The following is a 17,221-nucleotide window of genomic DNA, read 5'->3' as shown; positions in this document are numbered from 1 at the left end:
GTGAATGAGTCGCTACGGGACGGCCGGCCGGTTCTTGCTCCTGTGTGCTGTCTGGGGAACGGCGTTCATGGCGACGGACGTCGGCCTCGCGGACCTTCCCGCGGTGCCGTTCGCAGCCGTGCGCTTCGACGTCGCTGCCGCGCTGCTGTTCGCCGCCGTTTTCGCCTCCGGCGTGGATGTCCGCCCCCGGACTCGGGACGACTACGTCTACGTGCTCGTCGGTGGCGCGCTCATCATCGGCGCCCACCACGCGTTCCTCTTCGCCGGCCAGCGGTACGTCACGGGTGGTGTCGCCGCTGTGCTGTTGGGTCTCGTCCCCGTAGTGACGCCGGCACTCACGCGTCTCGTCTCCACCGATGAGGAGTTCACCGCCGCCACCGCGCTCGGGGTCGCGCTCGGGTTCGCTGGCGTCGTCGTCATCGCTAATCCCAACCCCGCGAATATCGCGGACAGCGTCCTCGGGGTCGCGCTCGTGCTCTCGTCTGCGCTCGCGTTCGCCGTCGCCGCGGTCGTCACGCACAGCCGATCGCCGTCGATGCCGTTCCTCGCCACCCAGGCATGGATGATGGCTGTCGGTGCCGTGTTCCTCCACGCCGCCGTGCTCGCGATCCCCGGCCAGTCGTTCGCGGCCGCCACGTGGACGCCGTCCGCGATCGGCGCACTTGCGTACCTCTCCGCGGTCGCCGGCGTCGGCGGCTTCCTGCTCTACTTCACATTGCTGGACGACCTCGGCCCCATCGAGATGAGCTTCATTGAGTACGTGATTCCCCTGTTCGCGGCGCTGGCGGGCTGGATCGTGCTCGGTCAGGAAGTCACGCTCGCGACCGTCGCTGGGTTCGCGTTCATCTTGGCGGGGTTCGTCGCCGCAAAGTGGCGGGCACTGCGTGGGACATTGCGGCGCGTGGTTACCGATCGGCGGAGGAAGTTCTCCTGAACGCATTCGGTGGGTGTCCCAGGAGCTGACAAGTGCGGTGTCTCATAATTCAATCACCTCACGAGGTGCTGATTGTAGTGTGTCACCTCGCTTCCCTTCAGGAGGAGAACAACGCTACTCGTCGATCGGGTCGGGGGAACTGAGGTCCGCGTGGAGAACTTCGCCGTCGCGAACGACGTACCGCTTCGCCAGCACGGGAAAGCGGCACTTGGTGAACCCCGCTGTCTGAACATCGAGTACCTCGTCTGCTTCGAGGTGGTCGCGGATCCGGGACATCAAAACCCGGTCGCTGTTCCGCTTGTACAGCATTGTTTGGCCGTCCTGTTCCGTCTCGGCGAACCCGGAGTTAGAACGGACCGCCGAAGAACCCGAGTTCCACCCAGAACGGCATGAGTGCCGCGAGCGCGTCGAGACGAGGTTACAGCCGTCCCCACCGGCATCCGGAACGATTACAGCTGCAGGACCGATGAGCGCCTCAGCGATCCTCTCCTCGACCCGGTCGGTGGGAAGACTATCGGTCCTCCCAGCTTCCCGCGATGTCGTCGGAACCGCAGGCAGCCGCACTGACCCCCGGCTATTTGAACGGCAGCGATGATGCGGGCGGGCCATCGACGCTGGATTCAGCACCATCTATCGACGGGAAGATCTTTTTCCACGTATCCGAAACCAATAGTCACGATGTATCTCGTTACATTCCGCCTTGACCCGGGGGACTACGATGCCGAGTTCCACGAGTTGAACGACGCGATCCAGACAGCGGCCGAGGAGACGGAGGGGTATCGCGGCAAACGGACGTGGCAGGCGCCGGAGAGTGGGGAAGTACTGGTCGTGTACTACTGGGAGTCGCTCGACGCCCTCGAGTTGTTCGGGGCCGACGAGGACCATAAACAGGCGAAGAGGCGATGGACGGAGTGGTACGACGCGTACGAGGTCACCGTTACGGAGGTCGTCGAGAGCTACGGGAGTGGGTTCGGTGACGACGCCGATCCTCCCAGCTAATGTCCCGTTGGCCGCTGCCGGTCGTCCGGCTCCCGAGCAGGTGGACACGGGTCCTCTGACCGATGACCGTACTCCGATCGTGAGTACCGAGGTCAAGACTGCGCTCGTCGGAGAGCTCCCCCTCGTTCCCGTTCGATTTTCTGCGATCGACTTTTCGCAGCAGCAGACCGCCGGGCACAGACACGCCTTTCGATTCCTATACGTTCAAACCGCTCGCCCGCCTGGCTCGATGTAATGGCCTCTCCAGCTGTCGTTGCGGTCGGGAGTGCGGTTCTCGACCACATCTACACGCTCTCGAACCTGCCGGAGCCCGACGGCGGGGCGTTTGCCCGTGAGCACACGACCGACGTCGGTGGCGTCGCAGCAAACGTCGCCTCCGGGCTCGCAGAGTTCGGGACCGAAACCGGGATCATCACGCGGCTCGGAACCGATTCAGCTTCCGAGATCGAAGCCGATCTGCGAGCACGTGGGCTCGACTGTACGCAGGTCCGGGCTGGTGCCGAGGAGTCGTCGTACACACTGGTTCTGCGTGGGCCAGATGGGGAGCGGATGATCGTCGCAGGCGGGCAGAGTGTGCCGAATCTCCGGCTAACTGATGCGGATATCGAGTATGTGGGTGACGCTGACGTGGTGTTCACGAGCGCCTATGCGCCCGACGAGGTCGTATCCAGGCTTCTGGCGGCTCGGGAACGCGGCGCGATTTCGAATCTGGTGTTCGATCTTGCTGGGCCGCTCTCTGAACTCGATGGCCGGGGCGCCTCGCCGACGACTCTCGATCGGCTTCTCCCCGTCGTCGACCTGTTCGTGGTCGGTGAGGTGGCCGCGCGGTCGTATTTTGGCGGGGATGCGGAGGAGGCCATCGCGGCACTCAGCAAACAGCACGTTTCACGTGCTGCCGTCACCCAGGGCGGGAGCGGGGCCCTCCTGCTCGAGGACGATACGGTGACTGAGGTCCCGGCGTTCGACGTGGACACGACTGATACGACAGGCGCCGGAGACGCCTTCACAGCCGGGCTGATTCACACGTGGCTGCTCGACGACGACTCGGCGACGGAAGCCGGCCGCTTTGCCGCGGCCACGGCTGCACTCAATTGTACCGCCAGCGGCGCCCGTGGCTCCCTCCCGTCTGAATCAGAGGTGCGCGCGTTCCTCCAGAATCACTGAGAGACGGACTCGACAAGCCGCTCGACCGCTGCTTCATCGACGGGGTTCGTCGCTTCAGCGCCCTGTTTGAGTGCAGTCCCGACGATCGCCCCGTCGGCGATCGAGAGGAGTTCGGGAGCCGTGTCGGGTGTTACACCGCTCCCGATCAGCACCGGCGCGTCGAGGCCACGGGCATCGCGGGCCTCGACCACTCGCTCGAGGACGGTCGTGTCGACCGCTTCACCCGTCCCGGAACCGCTTACGACGACCCCGTCAGCCCCGCCGCGTTCGACGAGCTCGCTCACGACTTCCGCGAGGCGTCGTTCGGCGAGCGGGGCGGAATGTTTCACGTCGATGTCTGCGAGGACGTCCACGTCGGCGTCGAGCTGCTCACGGAGTCGTAACGTCTCGTGGGCCATTCCTTCGATGACGCCCTGGTCGGTGAGTCGGGCGCCCGTGTGGACGTTCACACGGACGAATGCTCCCCCCGTTGCGGCGGCGATACCCAGCGCACTCTGTACGTCGTTCCTGAGGATATTCACGCCGAACGGGATCGAAATTTCGTCCCCAAGCGTGGCAGCGAGCGCCGCGACGTCAGCGACGACGTGCCGCGGCACCCGGTCCGGATAGAAGGGCGCATCGCCAAAGTTTTCGACCATAATGCCGTCCACACCGCCCGCTTCAAGTGCTGCAGCGTCCCGACGTACTCGCTCGTGGAGGTCGCTTCGATCGCCCTCGAACCCAGGTGCCCCTGGAAGCGGTGGTAAGTGAACCATCCCGATAATCGGCGTATCCGTGCTGAAAACGTCCATATACCGAGGTGACCGTTCCAGTGACTTAATCGTACAGATGTGCGCAGTTGACTGTCTCGACCTGCCGGAATTCGATGGACTCGTGAACCCTCTTCTGGCCTGTGAGTGAGCCGGGTGAACGAGGCCGGCGAGACGTGGGAGGCACTCGAACAGTCGCTCGCCGACGCTGACCTCGCAGTACCGAGCCCCGCGACCGGCGCGGCGTGGTTACGCGGTGAGAAGAGAGTTCGGAGAACTGCCGGCTCATCAAGCACGCGGTTCCACGCTACTCGGACGTCGAAGCTGCTCACGAACGGGCGATCAACGCGGCTGATATCCCCTCTCCGATCCCCGGCTATGGTTGATATCGAAACGTATTCCTTCAAACGGGGTTTAATACTAAACAGCAGGGGCTTTGTTCGTCAGGTGTCTACTGGCAACCATCACCGCTTCACATCGTGTCGTAACCGAGGTCCCGACCGGTGTCCGTCGCTCCTCCCATGAATGCAAAACCCACCAGCATCCTTGACACGTCCACCATCGTACTTGTCGGCGACACAGCGTGGTTAACAGCGTACGCTGATGTGCTTCGAGCGGAATCGACCGCCGCTGTTCACAGTGTCTCAACGCCGTCGGCGGCTCAAGAGCTGGTTCAACAGACGGCTGTCGACTGTATCGTTACCGAATACGATCTTCCCGAGACGACCGGAATCGACCTCGTCCGCCGCGTCCGAGACACGTCTTCGACGTTGCCGATCGTAATGGGAACGGCAGACGGAACCGAAGCGATCGCCAGTGACGCTCTGGACGCCGGCGTCTCCGACTACGTCGTCGTCAGCGATCCGTCTGAGGAATCAATTACTACCGTCTTGCGCCGGACCGAGAAGGCCCTCCGAGACGCACAGCGGACGACTACACAGCGCGAGCGGGCACGGCAGTTCGATGCGATCTTTCACGACACCAGGTCGGAAACGTGGGTGGTCGCCCCCGACGGCACGCTCACACGCGTTAATCAGGCCGCTCGCGACATGGTGGGCGCTGACGCCGACGCAGTCGTCGGCGATCCGTTCTGGGCGCTCCCCTGGTGGCCTGACGACGGGCAAACGAGGGAGGACATCCGCCAGCTCATCGAGAAGGCGAGAGGCGGCGAATTCGGCCATGCCGTCGTCATCCAGCGGGCCGACAGCGGGGATCGGGTTCTTGAACTCTCCGTCCAGCCGGTCACCGACGAACGCGGCGACCTCGTGTCACTTATCGTCGACAGCGTGGACGTCACCGACCGCGTTGACCTCGAACGGGAGCTGCGGCAATCCGAGGAGCTTCACCGTGTCACGCTCAACAACATGACCGACACCGTCCTCATGACCGACGAGGGTGGTGAGTACACCTACGTCTGCCCGAACGTCCACTTCATTTTCGGATACACGGCCGAGGAGATCCGGGAGCTCGGGACGATCGAGGACCTGCTCGGCGAGGACCTCTTCGACCGCGAGGAGCTCGCCGAAGAAGGTGTCCTGAAGAACATCGAGACCACCGCGACGGATAAGGCCGGCCGCGAACACACGCTGCTGGTGAACGTCCGCGAGGTATCCATCCAGGACGGAACGCTGCTGTACAGCTGTCGGGACATCACGAAGCGCAAGCAACGGGAACAGGCGCTGGCGACATTGCAGGAGACCGCCCGGGACTTCCTGTATGCCGAAACCCACCAGGAGATCGCGCAGCACGTCGTCGACGACACCCCGGGCGTCCTCGACCTCGACGCGAGCGCTGTCTATCTTTTTGACGCCGACGAGAATCACCTCCACCCCGCGGCCCACTCACAGGCGATGCGGAACGCCCACGGGCCACTACCGTCCGTCCATGCCGATGGACGGGACCTCACCAGCCATAGCTTCGTCCAGAACGAAGCGTCGTTCTTCGACGACGTCCACGACGCGGACCGCCTCACCAACTCCGTCACCGAGCTCCGGAGCACTGCGTACATCCCGCTGGGTAACCACGGTGTTTTCGTCGCGGGTTCGACCGACGTCGGGGCGTTCGACGACGTCACACGGGAGCTGGCGGACCTCCTCGCGGCGACCGCTGAAGCAGCTCTCGACCGCGTGGAGCGCGAGTCGCAACTGCGCGAACAGGACCGCGAGCTCCAGCACCAGAACGACCAGCTAACCACGCTCAACCGGATTAACGAAACGATCCGCGAGATCGACCAGGCGCTCGTTCAGTCAGAGACTCGCGAAGAGATCGACCACACCGTCTGTGAACGGCTCACTGCCGACGGGCGGTTCCGGTTTGCCTGGATCGGCACCCCCGATACCACGAGGGAGACGGTCACGCCCCAGGCGTGGGCTGGCGTCGACCAGGGATACCTCGACGTGCAGTCGTTCCCGATAGCCAGCGAGGGCGTCGAACCGGCCGGCCGCACGGCGGCAACCAGCGAGGCGACGTACGTTTCGAACGTCGCCGCCAACCTCCGCGCAGCGTCGTGGCGCAAGGACGCGATCTCGCGGGACTTGCTTTCCGCGTTAGCCGTCCCGCTGGTGTACAACGACATCTCCTACGGCGTGCTCACCGTGTACGCGGACGCGCCGGACGCGTTCGACGAAACTGTCCGGGCTGTGCTTTCGGAACTGGGAGAGACGATCGCCGCCGCGATCAGCGCCAGCGAGCGCAAGCGGACGCTGCTCACCACGTCGATGACCCGAATCGAGTATGCCGTCACCGACCCGTCGTTCGTGCTCACCCAGTTGGCAGCCGCCGGTGATTGCACGCTCACCTACGAAGGCGGCGTCCAGCAGACCGCCAGCGGAAGTTTCGTGTTCGTCACCGTCGAGGACGCCTCGCTCGATGCCGTCGTCGACGCGACGGCCGACCTCACCGTCGTCGAGGACGTCCAGCAGATTCGGGGGGGTGACGTCGGGGGCGTGTTGCGACTCCGGTTGGCCGAGCCGTTCCTCGCGACGGAACTCGCCGACCACGGGGCCGTCCTCCGCAGCGCGAGGGCAACCGGGACGGGGACGGAACTGTGTATCGACATCTCCGGAGGTGTCGAGGTCAGGCACGTCACGGAGTTCGTTAGCCAGCGCTTCAGCGACGTCGAGCTCACGTCGAAGCAGACGCGTGAACAGGCGTCCGAGCACGGATTTTACGCGTCGGTCCTCGACCGCTTGACCGACAGACAGCTGGAGGTCCTCGAGACGGCGTACTACAGCGGCTTCTTCGAGTCGCCACGGAAGGCGACCGGCGAAGCCGTGGCCGACTCGCTGGACATCTCGCCACAGGCCTTCTACCAGCACATTCGGACCGTGCAGCGGAAACTGTTCGCGTCGCTAATCGATGACCGGACGCTGGTCGCCACGCGACACGCGGACTGACGCGAGTCAGGACGTCGTCGGGTGTATTTTACCACTGTTTCTCTCGGGGGAGCGCTCGGTTCGCGGGGATCCGCCGGCGGTTGAATAGTAAAGGGAACGGGAACGGCCACGGTTCGGTGCTCAACTACTGAATACTCCCTTATATCCTTATTATCCCCTGATAGAGTACCCTGCAGGACACTGCCGGGGCTCACGACCAACTATGAGGGACGTGGACCAGACACCGGCCGAAGAATCGCCCTACGAGTGTTTCGAATGCGGGAACGTCGTGCTTGCCAAGAACAATCCGGACCAGTGTCCCGACTGTGCAGGAACGATGCGGAACCGACGTACACCGATCGAATAACAATGGCCTCGACATCCACGACAACTCACGACGACGAGACACACGAAGAATCGAGTGAACCGGAGTCGGCACTGGAGACGGCACGCCGGCAGCTCCAGCACGCGGCCGATCACCTCGACATCGACCGGAACATCGTCGAACGGCTCAAGCACCCGAAGAAGGTCCAGGAGGTAACGGTTCCTATTGAGCGCGAGAACGGCGACGTCGAAGTCTATACTGGATACCGTGCCCAACACGACAGCGTCCGTGGCCCGTTCAAGGGTGGGCTTCGATATCATCCCGACGTGACGCGTGAGGAGTGCGTCGGCCTCGGGATGTGGATGACGTGGAAATGTGCCGTCATGGACATCCCGTTCGGTGGCGCGAAAGGCGGCATCGCGGTGAACCCGAAGGACCTCAGCGAGGACGAAAAAGAGCAGCTGACGCGTCGCTTCACGGACGAAATACGCTCGGTCATCGGGCCGACGAAGGACATCCCTGCGCCCGACATGGGAACGGATCCGCAGACGATGGCGTGGCTGATGGATGCCTACTCGATGCAGGAAGGCGAGACGATTCCGGGGGTAGTCACGGGAAAGCCTCCGATCGTTGGTGGAAGCCAGGGGCGTGACGCGGCACCCGGTCGAAGCGTCGCGATCATCGCACGGGAGGCGATCGACTACTACGAGAAGGACATCAAGGAGACGTCGGTCGCCGTGCAGGGCTTCGGGAGCGTCGGCTCGAACGCGGCGAAATTACTCGACGACTGGGGAGCAAACGTCGTCGCCGTGAGCGACGTCAATGGCGGGATATACGACGCGAACGGATTAGATACGCACGCAATTCCCTCCCACCACGAGGAACCGGAGGCAGTGATGACCCACGAGGCGCCTGCGACTGTAACCAACGACGAGTTGCTGGAACTCGACGTCGACGTATTGATTCCGGCGGCGATCGGGAACGTCCTGACGGCGGACAACGCGGACGACGTTGCTGCGGGCCTCATCATCGAGGGGGCGAACGGACCGATGACGAGTGGCGCCAGCGCGATCTTCGACGAGCGCGATATCCCCGTCATTCCGGACATTCTGGCCAACGCTGGCGGCGTGACTGTGAGCTACTTCGAGTGGCTGCAGGACATCAACCGGCGTGCGTGGTCGCTCGAACGCGTCAACGACGAACTGGAAACCGAGATGCTGGCAGCCTGGTCGGACGTCCGCCAGGAATTCGAAGCACGGGACGTGACGTGGCGTGACGCGGCGTACATCGTCGCGCTCTCACGGACCGCGGAAGCCCACGAGGCGCGGGGCCTCTGGCCGTGAGGCCGGGATCTCGCCCGGAGCGGAACTAGCTGAGTAGCTCCGACGATCTCGAACGCCCCCGAATAACTGTCGGCTCAGTATAGCTACTGGAATCATCTCGGATTTATGAGTAATAGTTCACTTTTATAAATACGGAGGACAGTCGGGCCCTCGCGGTCACTATCCGACTCAGTTCCGGAGACACTCCCCCGGGAGTCGAGAGTCGATCAGTCCTTCATCAGCCCCAACGTCTGTACTGTCGGGAGATGCCAGTCGTACGTCACTGCGGTCAACCGGGTCCCCACGGTCACGACGGCACAGGCCGCTGCGGCCGTCCCCCCGGAGGCGCCTATCGCTCCAACAACCCAGTATGTACTCCCTCCCAGAACGGCGCAGCTTGCGTAGAAATCCTCGAAGAGGATGAACGGGGGCCGGTCCAGGAGAATATCCGCAAACGCCCCGCCACCGACTGCGTTGATCGTGGCGATCGCGACGACGCCAAACGCCGAGACGCCGACGTCGGTGGCGACGATGGCACCGGTCGTTGCGAAGGCGGCGAGCCCGATCGCGTCCGCCACGAGCGTAACTGGGTGCGTGTCCGGCGAGGACAACACCACGCTCAAGCCGATCGCCAGCGCAACCCCGAGGAGCCCTAATCCGATCTCCACGGGGGACTGGAGCACCAGCGGCACCCGACTCACCAGAAGGTCGCGAGTGGCTCCACCGGCGAACGCCATTGCCAACCCAACGATAATGATCCCGAATATGTCGAACTCCTCACGGATGGCTTTCGATGAACCGACGAGGGCGAACGCGACTAGCCCGATCGTATTCATCACGGCGAATGGATCGCCGAAGAGAACTGCAATAACGTTCTGACTCACTGGGTCCCGCTACGGGAGCGAGGATATTGAGTGCACCGCAACCACTGATACTCCCATGGTAACGCCGTTCAGAACCCCCAGAGTCATTCTGGGGAGCGATAACCCAGTGACAGCAGGCCAATCGCGGTTCGAGCGCTGCTGCCTGTACGGGAGACGTTCCGCCGAGGGCTCGTGGCCACGGTGGTACGACTGGATACCACAGCACCTGATGCCATATCAGTCAAAAGCCTTAGTTATACTTAAAAATGATATATTGGTCCGTATAGCCGGTTATCGCTAACTGCTACAGCAACTGAAAACTCGCCTCGCCGGAGCTTCCGGGTGCGTGTGAGTTTTCGGCGGCGGCTCACCGAAACGGGTCGAGCATCGACTCGTCGAACGTCGTCGGCTCACCTGCACTGTCGAAACAGCCGTACTCGGTGACGCCCTCGATGTTCGTCGTGCCGTCGCTGGAGAACTCGTGGGCGACGCGGATCACGTCGCTGTCGACGGCGACGACCTCGCAGTCGACGTGAAGGTTCGATTCGAACCGAACCGGTGCCTTGAATTCCCACTGCCAGCTGCGAAGCTTGTACGGTTGCTTCTCATCGCTCAGGGCACCGGTACTCGTTCCCTGCTTCGCGACGAACGCCTCGAGGGCGTCCCCGGCGAACCGTGGATACTCCTCGAAGTACGCCAGCTCGGCGCCCTCTATGTGGGGGCTCCGGATCGGGACCGTCGTCTCGTACGATGGATGCGACGCAGACTCGGCGGTGACGGCAGTATCGGTATCGTCCGCGGTTGCCGGCGTATCGGGCGTTCGCTGCGGACCGGAGTTACCGTCGGTGACGCAGGCGTCGGCATATCCCTCGCGCACTGCATTGGGAAGGGACAGTGCCGTCCCGTCGGACGCGATCGTCACGTGCGTCGCGGTCACCGTCGCGATCGGCTGCCCGTCGCCGTCGGTCACTTCGTACCGGAGATCGAGGCTCGATTCCCCGACAGCGACCGGGGTAGTGTCGACGGTTATCACGTCGCCGATCGCCGGGTAGCGGTGGACGGTCGCGTCGACGACGACCGGTGCGTACGGGATCCCGTCGTCCGCGAGGATCGCCGCGAACGGATGGTCGAACGCCGCTACTAGTTCCTGCGTCGATATCAGCTGCCAGTCGAAAATCGCTGATCCGTGGGCGAGCGGTCCAGCGAACTCGCCGAAGTACACTCGTCTGTCCGCGATGGTTTCCATACCCTGTTCTACTGGACCTACCACAAGAAGGGTACAGGAAACGGCAAATGGGTCCTGTCGCTGTTGGCCGCCCCCCGTGTCACTGCTCTCCGGGCGAATCGGCCGCCGCGTCGTCGGGTTCCACGTCGCGCCGTTCCACGAGCTCGTGATTTTCGAGGGACAGGACCTCGGTTCCGTCCGACTTCTCTGCCGTGATCCGCTCGTGAACGACGCCGGTCGATGGGTCGCTCTCCGACGGGCGCGTCTCAAGCACCGTCGTCTCGACGACGAGCGTGTCGCCGGGCCTGACCGGTGCGTGCCACCGGACGTCGTCAATGCCCAGCCCCGCGACGACCGCCCGACGGCTCCGGACTGCGTCGACCAACAGCCGGACGGAGAGCGACAGCGTATGGTAGCCGCTGGCGATGAGCCCGTCGTAGCGACTTTCGGCGGCCGCCTCCGGATCCGTGTGGATCGGCAGGGGGTCGAACTGCTCGGCGAACTCGCGGATCTCGTCCGCCGTGACCTCCACTTCGCCGCACTGGATCGTCCGCTCCTCGATGTCCTCGAGGTATAGCGTCTCCGTATTTGACTCGGTCATCAGGTAGCGAGACGATGTCACCTCCCATGAGTGTGGCCCTTTCGGACGCAGCAGCCACTGCCGCGTGTTGTCCGTCACCCGCTCACGATCGCGTTCACCGCAAACCGACGGCGTCCGTCGGTCGATATTCGTCGAATTCTCTTCGAATCTTAGTGTAGGTTTTATTGAACACCGTATACAACCCCAGCACAACAATGGCAGGAAAGTACGTCACGTCCGAAAACGACTTGCCAGCGGATCCCACGGGGGAGGAGATCCGGCTGCAGGTAAGCGACGAACGGACAAAGGAGATCTTCGACGTCAAGGCCCGGATCGACCAGGACCCGGAGAACCTCACCGATCCCGAGGAACTCACTGTCGTCAAGGGGCCGCACGAAAATATCGAGGAGGAGTGGTATATAGAGGTGATCGAGACGGACAACGGCGACCGGATCGACGTCGAACTACTGGAATCGACGATGGAACAGGTTGATGACCAGACGACGGTGATCAACACCCGGTCGAAAGAGGTCAAGACGCTGTTGCAATACCTCACCGAGCGAGGGGAGTTTGAGTCGGTGTCGGAGGCCAGCCGGACGATCATGCTCGAGTACCTCTCCGACGCCTACCCGGACCTGGTGAGTGAGTACATCGACCTCAAGGTAGAATCTGAACGGACCGAACTGGCGAGCGAGCTTCACGAGGGAGAATGACTGCCGACAGTCTCCGGGAGTACCTCCGGACCCTGGAGTCGCGAAACGACCTCCACCGGATCGACGAGTCCGTCTCGTGGAACCTGGAGGCGAGTGCCGTGACGCTCCTGTTAAACGAGGCCGACGGCGACGTGCCGTTATTCGAGGACGTCGACAACGCTCGGCTCGTCGGGGACCCATACCGCGGCTCCCAACGTCGACCGTGGGACCGAATTGCACTTGGGCTCGGGCTCCCGTCCGATCTCTCCTACGAGGAGTTCTACGAGTCCGTGATCGACCGGCTGAAGGACCCGATCGAGCCACGAGCGGTCTCGCCGGAGAACGCGCCATGTAAGCAGCACGTGCAGACGGGCGACGACGTCGACCTGCTGGAGTATCCCTGGCCATACATCCACGCCGGCGATGGGGGCCGCTACTCGAACCTCCACACACTCATCACCCCCGATCCGGACTCCGAGTGGGTCGACTGGTCGTACCACCGGTCGATGATCCACGACGGCGACACGTCGAGCGTCCTGCTGCTGGCGGGCGAACAGACGCCGAACCTCTACTACTACAAGTACGAACGGCGCAACGAGCCGATGCCCGTCGCGATCGCCGTCGGCGTCGAACCGGCCGTCCAGTACACCTCCGTCATGTGGATCCCGACGGGCAGAAACGAGGCGGAGTACGCCGGCGGGCTGAAGCGCGAACCCGTCGACCTCGTTCCCTGTGAAACGAACGACCTCATGGTGCCAGCGAGCGCCGAACTCGTCATCGAGGGAGAGATACTGCCGAACGAGCGCCGAGACGAGGGGCCGTTCGGCGACTACTTCGGCTACATGCACGGCCCTCGTCGGTCGATGCCACTGTTTCGGGTGACGGGGATAACCAGCCGCGAGGACCCGATCATCCCGTTCTGCGTCGAGGGCACCGGCGTCGGTGAGACGGAGAATACGACGAGCTCGATGGAAGTCGGCTGCGTGGGTCCGGACGCCACACTGGGCCTCCGGACCGCCGGGTTCGACGTCGAATGCTGTGCGCCGTGGCAGTCGACGCCGCGGACGGTGTACGTCATCTCGACGGAGAAAACCGACCCGAGCTATCTCCACGACATGGCGAACTTCATCTTCACGACGTGGGGCATGCTGCACGTCGACTTCTTCGTGTTCGTTGACGAGGACGTCGATCCGCTCGACCAGCGCGCGGTGATAGAGGCGCTGTCGCTGCATGCGGACCCCGACTCGGACTTCCATCAGTTCGGCGTCGAGACGATGCCGAAGGTGCCACTGAACATCTACCAGACCCCCACGGAGAAAGGGGACATCCAGACCGGTACCTCGAAGGCGAAGACCGCGAAGGCGTACATCGATGCGACGAGCAGCGACGACGTATTCCGCCCCACTGGCCGCGCCACCGAGGATGCCGACGACGTCGACCGGCGGTACCGGGCGCGACAGATCCTCGAGCGGGCTGGCCTGGAGACGGACGATCTCCCGTTTGCGCGGACGGAGGTGGACCGATGACCGCGGTTCGGGACCATCTCGAGAGACTTCGGGATACCGACGACGTCGTCGACGTGACTGAATCGGTTCACTGGGACGGGACGGCGGAGGTCGTCGCGTCGGAGGCGATCCGGCACGGGTGCCCGGTCGTTCGATTCGCCGAGACTCCCGGCATCGTGCAGCTGGCGAGCGGCGTCTACGGCGGGCCCGACCAGTTCGCCCCGAGCGACCAGGAGCCGTGGGACCGCATCGCTCGCGCGCTCGATCAGCAATCGAACGGGTCGTACGTCGACCTGCTGGATCGGCTCGCTGACTGGGAGCCTGCCCCCGTCGATGAGCACTTCGTTGCGGAGCCGGAGGCGACGGTTCGCGACGGTGCTGATCTGTACGACCTCGGACTGCCGACGACACGTGAAGGTGTCCCCCTGGTCTCACTCGGCGTGATCGCCACGGTGGTGGACGGGACAACGACGTGGGCGCCCATCGCAGGGCGGAGCCGACGAAGCGGCGAACTTCGACTTTCGGTTCCGCGGACGTTCGCCGAGTGGTGTTCGCCGCGTTCCGAGGCGAGCGTCGTGCTCGGCGTGCCGGCCGCGGCGCTACTCGCTGCGCTGCAGGCCTGGACACAGGGCCAGCCGACCCCGGAGGCGCCAGCGCTGGCCGCCGGGTTGAACGACGTCCCGCTGGCGAGCGTCGACGGGCGAGCCGTTCCAGCCGACGCTGAGGTTCGGATCGACGGCCAGCTAGCTATCCCCACGCACGAGGGCCCGAACGGCCGCGGGGTCGACGGCTCGGGGAACCACCACTCGACGGCATCGGATTCGGAAGCCACTGCGACGGTCCGTGGCGCAGCCTGGGAGGTCGGATGCGAGACGACGACTGTCGGGCTGCGGACGACGACGGTCGCGACTCGAGATAGCTCGACGGTGCCGTTCGCGCCGCGCGACGTACCGTTGGCCGACGACATCCACCTGGCCTGTCTGGCCGAGTCCGTGAAACTGTATCGGCGGGTGAACAACTACTGGGGAGTCTCTCCAGTGCGCTGGATCCAGATCCCGGTCGAGGGCCGTCTCGGTCTCTGTATCGTCTCGAGCGAGATCCTGTACGCCGGCTTCGAGTGGCAACTGGCGAACACGCTGTTTTCCTTCTCCGACCTCTTCGACAAGGTGCTCGTCGTCGACGAACAGGCAGATCCGACCGACCTCGCCCGCGCCCTGGACGACATGTGGGTAAAGGCGCACCCGGCGAACGACTGGGTGTTCAGCGAGTCGAACGCGTCCAGTGCGGCCGCGCCGGTCTACCGCGAGGACGAGGCCGGGTCACGGCTCTACATCAACGCCACGTGGGACCCGCGCTGGGATGAAGAGTACATCGCGCCCCGGGTGACGATGGAGACCTCGTACTCCGAAGACGTCCTCGCATCGCTCGCTGACCGATGGGACGAGCTCGGTCTCGATAGCGCGATCGGCCCCGACCGGTTCACCGACCATGACTGAGCCGGTCCGGATCCCCGTCGGCGATGGCACACCGGAAGGGACGAACTCCGCATACTTCCTGCCGACCGAGAGCGCGCTCGTCGATCCCGGCCCGCCGACGGACGGGGCGTGGCACGACCTCCGCGACGGGCTCGCAGCGGCCGGCCGACAGCTTGCCGACGTGGAGCGGATATTCGTCACTCACTGGCACGCTGACCACGCCGGGCTCGCCTGCCGGCTCGCCGAACACGCGGATGCGACGGTGCATCTCCACCGGCGGGACGCCCCGCTCGTCGGCGACTATGCAAGCAACAGGAAGCGACGCGTGCAGCGTGACCGCCAGACGCTCGAACGCTGGGGTGTTCCGGAACCGATTCGTGACGAGGTCGCCGACGGCGACGATCCGTCACCGATCCCGGACACCTATCCGGTTCAGTGCCACGACGACGGCGATCGGGTCGGCGGGATCGAATTCGTTCACACCCCGGGGCACACCGCCGGCCACGCCTCGCTCCGGACCGAGTCGGAGCTGTTCCTCGGCGACCTGCTGTTACCGACGTACACACCGAACGTCGGCGGCAGCGACACGCGACTTGCCGATCCGCTGGGCCGATACCTCGAGTCGCTGCGCCGGGTCGAGGCGACCGACCGGACGGCCTACCCGGGCCACGGGACGACGGTCGACATTCATTCGGCGGTTCCGGCGGTGCGGCAACACCATCGCGAGCGTGCCGCCGCTGCATTCACGGCGGTCGCCGACGCCGAGGAGTCGCCCACTCCGTGGACAGTGGCTACGGCGCTGTTCGGTGAGCTGTCCGGTATTCATGCGAAATTCGGTGCCGGCGAGGCCGCTGCCCATCTCCGGCGGCTCGCCGCCCTGGACGTCGTCGAGCGTCTCGATGGGCCACCGGTCCGGTTTCGGGGACGAGTCGACGCGTACCCGACGGACCGCTCGCTAGCACCTGCTGCAGGACTGGAAACGGAAAGGTAGGGCCAAATGGAGGGTGACTGACGCTGTGGCCTACTCGTTGGCGATGGGCTCCGTTTCGTCGGTCGCCTCTTCGCCGGGCTCCTTGTCGCCGAGTTCGACGCCGAGGAAGTCGGGCTCGCGGTCCTCGAGGAACGCTGAGACGCCTTCCTCCGCGACGTCGGAACCGAGCAGGCGGTTCTGGAGCTCGCGCTCGTGGACCAGCGCGTCCTGCAGGGGCATCTCCAGCCCCTCGTTGACCGCGAGCTTGTTGTTGCCGACGGCGACACTCGGCTTCTTGACGATCTCCTCGGCGAACTCGAACGCCGCGTCTTCGATCTCCTCCGGCGGGAAGATCTTGTCGAAGATCCCCTTCTCGGTGGCTTCCTCCGGCGTGAACGTCTCGCCGGTGAGCATCATCTCGAGTGCCTCCGACCGGTCGATGTAGCGGGGCAGCAGCTGCGTTCCGGCTTCGCCGGCGATGAGCCCGAGGTGGATCTCCGGCATGCCGACGTTGTAACTCTCGTCGTTACCGACGTACCGGAAGTCACACGCGAGCGCGAGTTCGAGGCCACCGCCCATACAGTGACCGTTGACCATCGCGATGAAGATCGTGTCCGTGGACCGGATCTTCATCATCACCTCCTTGCTGGTCTGGCTCGCGTACCCGACCTGCTGGCCCGACTCCTCGTCGAGCTCCTGGATGTCGAACCCGGTCGAGAAGAACGTGTCGTTGGCGCTGCCGAACAGGACGGCGCGCACGTTCTCGTCGAACCGGATCGACTCGACAGCGCGCTGCAGCTCGAGCAGGACGTCGATGTCGTGGGCGTTCGCCGGCGGCCGATCGAGGCGGAGCACCCCCACGTGGTTGTCTACTTCGGTCGTGAAATACTCTAGTTCGAGCTCGTCGAATGGTCGGAGCGTCATACAGAACCACAGTCGAACTCCTACATTATAAAAGCTTCCCAAATGAGAACAAATCTGGCAATAGAGGCGCTGAATATAGCAAATGCTGGTCGGGGTAGGACTGAACGACCCCCGTTATCG

Annotated in this window: 16 protein-coding genes; 10 read left to right on the top strand and 6 right to left on the bottom strand. The window is 64.1% G+C overall.

Going from position 1 to position 17,221, the window contains the following annotated elements; all coding sequences use genetic code 11:
• The first annotated feature begins 4 nt into the window (after window positions 1-4).
• Window positions 5-934: a DMT family transporter gene (locus tag ACQE3M_RS14845; RefSeq protein ID WP_430506307.1), complete on the top strand. Its 930-nt coding sequence runs from the start codon at window positions 5-7 to the stop codon at window positions 932-934.
• A 114-nt stretch (window positions 935-1,048) separates the two neighbouring features.
• Here ACQE3M_RS14845 and ACQE3M_RS14840 read toward each other — a convergent pair whose 3' ends face one another.
• Entirely contained in the window at window positions 1,049-1,210 is a 162-nt protein-coding gene (locus ACQE3M_RS14840; RefSeq protein WP_430506323.1) for a hypothetical protein, read from the bottom strand.
• Window positions 1,211-1,612: 402 nt separating this feature from the next.
• Here ACQE3M_RS14840 and ACQE3M_RS14835 point away from each other — a divergent pair, with 402 nt between their 5' ends.
• Together ACQE3M_RS14835 and ACQE3M_RS14830 are read left to right on the top strand one after the other, a co-directional pair.
• On the top strand, window positions 1,613-1,933 hold the full coding sequence (locus ACQE3M_RS14835) for an antibiotic biosynthesis monooxygenase family protein (RefSeq protein ID WP_430506306.1): 321 nt from the start codon (window positions 1,613-1,615) through the stop codon (window positions 1,931-1,933).
• Between the two features lie 234 nt (window positions 1,934-2,167).
• On the top strand, window positions 2,168-3,097 hold the full coding sequence (locus ACQE3M_RS14830; protein ID WP_430506305.1) for a carbohydrate kinase family protein: 930 nt from the start codon (window positions 2,168-2,170) through the stop codon (window positions 3,095-3,097).
• Here the strand turns inward: ACQE3M_RS14830 and ACQE3M_RS14825 are convergent.
• A complete protein-coding gene (locus tag ACQE3M_RS14825) occupies window positions 3,091-3,888 on the bottom strand; it encodes a BtpA/SgcQ family protein (protein ID WP_430506304.1) in 798 nt (265 codons plus the stop codon). The two genes, ACQE3M_RS14830 and ACQE3M_RS14825, sit on opposite strands and share 7 nt — an antisense overlap.
• A 479-nt stretch (window positions 3,889-4,367) precedes the next feature.
• On the opposite strand from ACQE3M_RS14825, the gene ACQE3M_RS14820 reads away from it, so the two are divergent.
• From ACQE3M_RS14820 to gdhB, 3 genes are all read left to right on the top strand, one after another.
• Window positions 4,368-7,241, top strand: a complete 2,874-nt coding sequence (locus ACQE3M_RS14820) for a bacterio-opsin activator domain-containing protein (RefSeq protein ID WP_430506303.1) — start codon at window positions 4,368-4,370, stop codon at window positions 7,239-7,241.
• Window positions 7,242-7,443: 202 nt separating this feature from the next.
• On the top strand, window positions 7,444-7,587 hold the full coding sequence (locus ACQE3M_RS14815) for a rubrerythrin-like domain-containing protein (protein ID WP_430506302.1): 144 nt from the start codon (window positions 7,444-7,446) through the stop codon (window positions 7,585-7,587).
• A 2-nt stretch (window positions 7,588-7,589) separates the two neighbouring features.
• Window positions 7,590-8,888 carry a glutamate dehydrogenase GdhB gene (gene gdhB / locus ACQE3M_RS14810; RefSeq protein ID WP_430506301.1) on the top strand — a complete coding sequence of 433 codons (1,299 nt, stop codon included), beginning with the start codon at window positions 7,590-7,592 and terminating at the stop codon, window positions 8,886-8,888.
• 206 nt (window positions 8,889-9,094) lie between these two features.
• Here gdhB and ACQE3M_RS14805 read toward each other — a convergent pair whose 3' ends face one another.
• The 3 genes from ACQE3M_RS14805 to ACQE3M_RS14795 form a co-directional block, all read right to left on the bottom strand.
• Window positions 9,095-9,703 (bottom strand): trimeric intracellular cation channel family protein, encoded by a 609-nt coding sequence (locus tag ACQE3M_RS14805; RefSeq protein WP_430506320.1) that lies wholly within the window; start codon window positions 9,701-9,703, stop codon window positions 9,095-9,097.
• Window positions 9,704-10,097: 394 nt separating this feature from the next.
• The gene (locus ACQE3M_RS14800; protein WP_430506300.1) at window positions 10,098-10,976 is read right to left on the bottom strand and encodes an acyl-[acyl-carrier-protein] thioesterase; all 879 of its coding nucleotides are present in this window, start codon (window positions 10,974-10,976) and stop codon (window positions 10,098-10,100) included.
• 79 nt (window positions 10,977-11,055) lie between these two features.
• Entirely contained in the window at window positions 11,056-11,556 is a 501-nt protein-coding gene (locus ACQE3M_RS14795) for a MaoC/PaaZ C-terminal domain-containing protein (RefSeq protein WP_430506299.1), read from the bottom strand.
• Window positions 11,557-11,750: 194 nt separating this feature from the next.
• Between ACQE3M_RS14795 and ACQE3M_RS14790 the strand changes: the two genes are divergently transcribed.
• From ACQE3M_RS14790 to ACQE3M_RS14775, 4 genes are read left to right on the top strand one after another with little or no spacing between them, the layout of a single operon-like run.
• On the top strand, window positions 11,751-12,248 hold the full coding sequence (locus ACQE3M_RS14790; protein WP_430506298.1) for a hypothetical protein: 498 nt from the start codon (window positions 11,751-11,753) through the stop codon (window positions 12,246-12,248).
• Window positions 12,245-13,753, top strand: a complete 1,509-nt coding sequence (locus ACQE3M_RS14785; RefSeq protein ID WP_430506297.1) for a UbiD family decarboxylase — start codon at window positions 12,245-12,247, stop codon at window positions 13,751-13,753. The genes ACQE3M_RS14790 and ACQE3M_RS14785 overlap by 4 nt, the downstream gene beginning before the upstream one ends.
• Window positions 13,750-15,228, top strand: a complete 1,479-nt coding sequence (locus ACQE3M_RS14780; RefSeq protein WP_430506296.1) for a UbiD family decarboxylase — start codon at window positions 13,750-13,752, stop codon at window positions 15,226-15,228. Before ACQE3M_RS14785 ends, ACQE3M_RS14780 begins: the two co-directional genes overlap by 4 nt.
• The gene (locus ACQE3M_RS14775) at window positions 15,221-16,198 is read left to right on the top strand and encodes an MBL fold metallo-hydrolase (RefSeq protein WP_430506295.1); all 978 of its coding nucleotides are present in this window, start codon (window positions 15,221-15,223) and stop codon (window positions 16,196-16,198) included. The genes ACQE3M_RS14780 and ACQE3M_RS14775 overlap by 8 nt, the downstream gene beginning before the upstream one ends.
• Before the next feature lie 30 nt (window positions 16,199-16,228).
• On the opposite strand, the gene ACQE3M_RS14770 is transcribed toward ACQE3M_RS14775, so the two are convergent.
• Complete coding sequence (locus tag ACQE3M_RS14770; RefSeq protein WP_430506294.1) at window positions 16,229-17,101, bottom strand: enoyl-CoA hydratase/isomerase family protein; 873 nt, start codon at window positions 17,099-17,101, stop codon at window positions 16,229-16,231.
• Window positions 17,102-17,221 lie beyond the last annotated feature (120 nt).

The sequence above is a fragment of the Halosubterraneus shenae genome, assembly GCF_050510935.1.
Classification (GTDB): Archaea; Halobacteriota; Halobacteria; order Halobacteriales; family Haloferacaceae; genus JBDGPU01.
This window is presented reverse-complemented; position numbering and strand designations above follow the sequence as displayed.

Coding starts and splice junctions, on each gene's coding strand:
- ACQE3M_RS14845 (WP_430506307.1), top strand. CDS start 5: ATGAGTCGCTACGGGACGGCCGGCCGGTTCTTGCTCCTGTGTGCTGTC.
- ACQE3M_RS14840 (WP_430506323.1), bottom strand. CDS start 1,210: ATGTCCCGGATCCGCGACCACCTCGAAGCAGACGAGGTACTCGATGTT.
- ACQE3M_RS14835 (WP_430506306.1), top strand. CDS start 1,613: ATGTATCTCGTTACATTCCGCCTTGACCCGGGGGACTACGATGCCGAG.
- ACQE3M_RS14830 (WP_430506305.1), top strand. CDS start 2,168: ATGGCCTCTCCAGCTGTCGTTGCGGTCGGGAGTGCGGTTCTCGACCAC.
- ACQE3M_RS14825 (WP_430506304.1), bottom strand. CDS start 3,888: ATGGACGTTTTCAGCACGGATACGCCGATTATCGGGATGGTTCACTTA.
- ACQE3M_RS14820 (WP_430506303.1), top strand. CDS start 4,368: ATGAATGCAAAACCCACCAGCATCCTTGACACGTCCACCATCGTACTT.
- ACQE3M_RS14815 (WP_430506302.1), top strand. CDS start 7,444: ATGAGGGACGTGGACCAGACACCGGCCGAAGAATCGCCCTACGAGTGT.
- gdhB (WP_430506301.1), top strand. CDS start 7,590: ATGGCCTCGACATCCACGACAACTCACGACGACGAGACACACGAAGAA.
- ACQE3M_RS14805 (WP_430506320.1), bottom strand. CDS start 9,703: ATGAATACGATCGGGCTAGTCGCGTTCGCCCTCGTCGGTTCATCGAAA.
- ACQE3M_RS14800 (WP_430506300.1), bottom strand. CDS start 10,976: ATGGAAACCATCGCGGACAGACGAGTGTACTTCGGCGAGTTCGCTGGA.
- ACQE3M_RS14795 (WP_430506299.1), bottom strand. CDS start 11,556: ATGACCGAGTCAAATACGGAGACGCTATACCTCGAGGACATCGAGGAG.
- ACQE3M_RS14790 (WP_430506298.1), top strand. CDS start 11,751: ATGGCAGGAAAGTACGTCACGTCCGAAAACGACTTGCCAGCGGATCCC.
- ACQE3M_RS14785 (WP_430506297.1), top strand. CDS start 12,245: ATGACTGCCGACAGTCTCCGGGAGTACCTCCGGACCCTGGAGTCGCGA.
- ACQE3M_RS14780 (WP_430506296.1), top strand. CDS start 13,750: ATGACCGCGGTTCGGGACCATCTCGAGAGACTTCGGGATACCGACGAC.
- ACQE3M_RS14775 (WP_430506295.1), top strand. CDS start 15,221: ATGACTGAGCCGGTCCGGATCCCCGTCGGCGATGGCACACCGGAAGGG.
- ACQE3M_RS14770 (WP_430506294.1), bottom strand. CDS start 17,101: ATGACGCTCCGACCATTCGACGAGCTCGAACTAGAGTATTTCACGACC.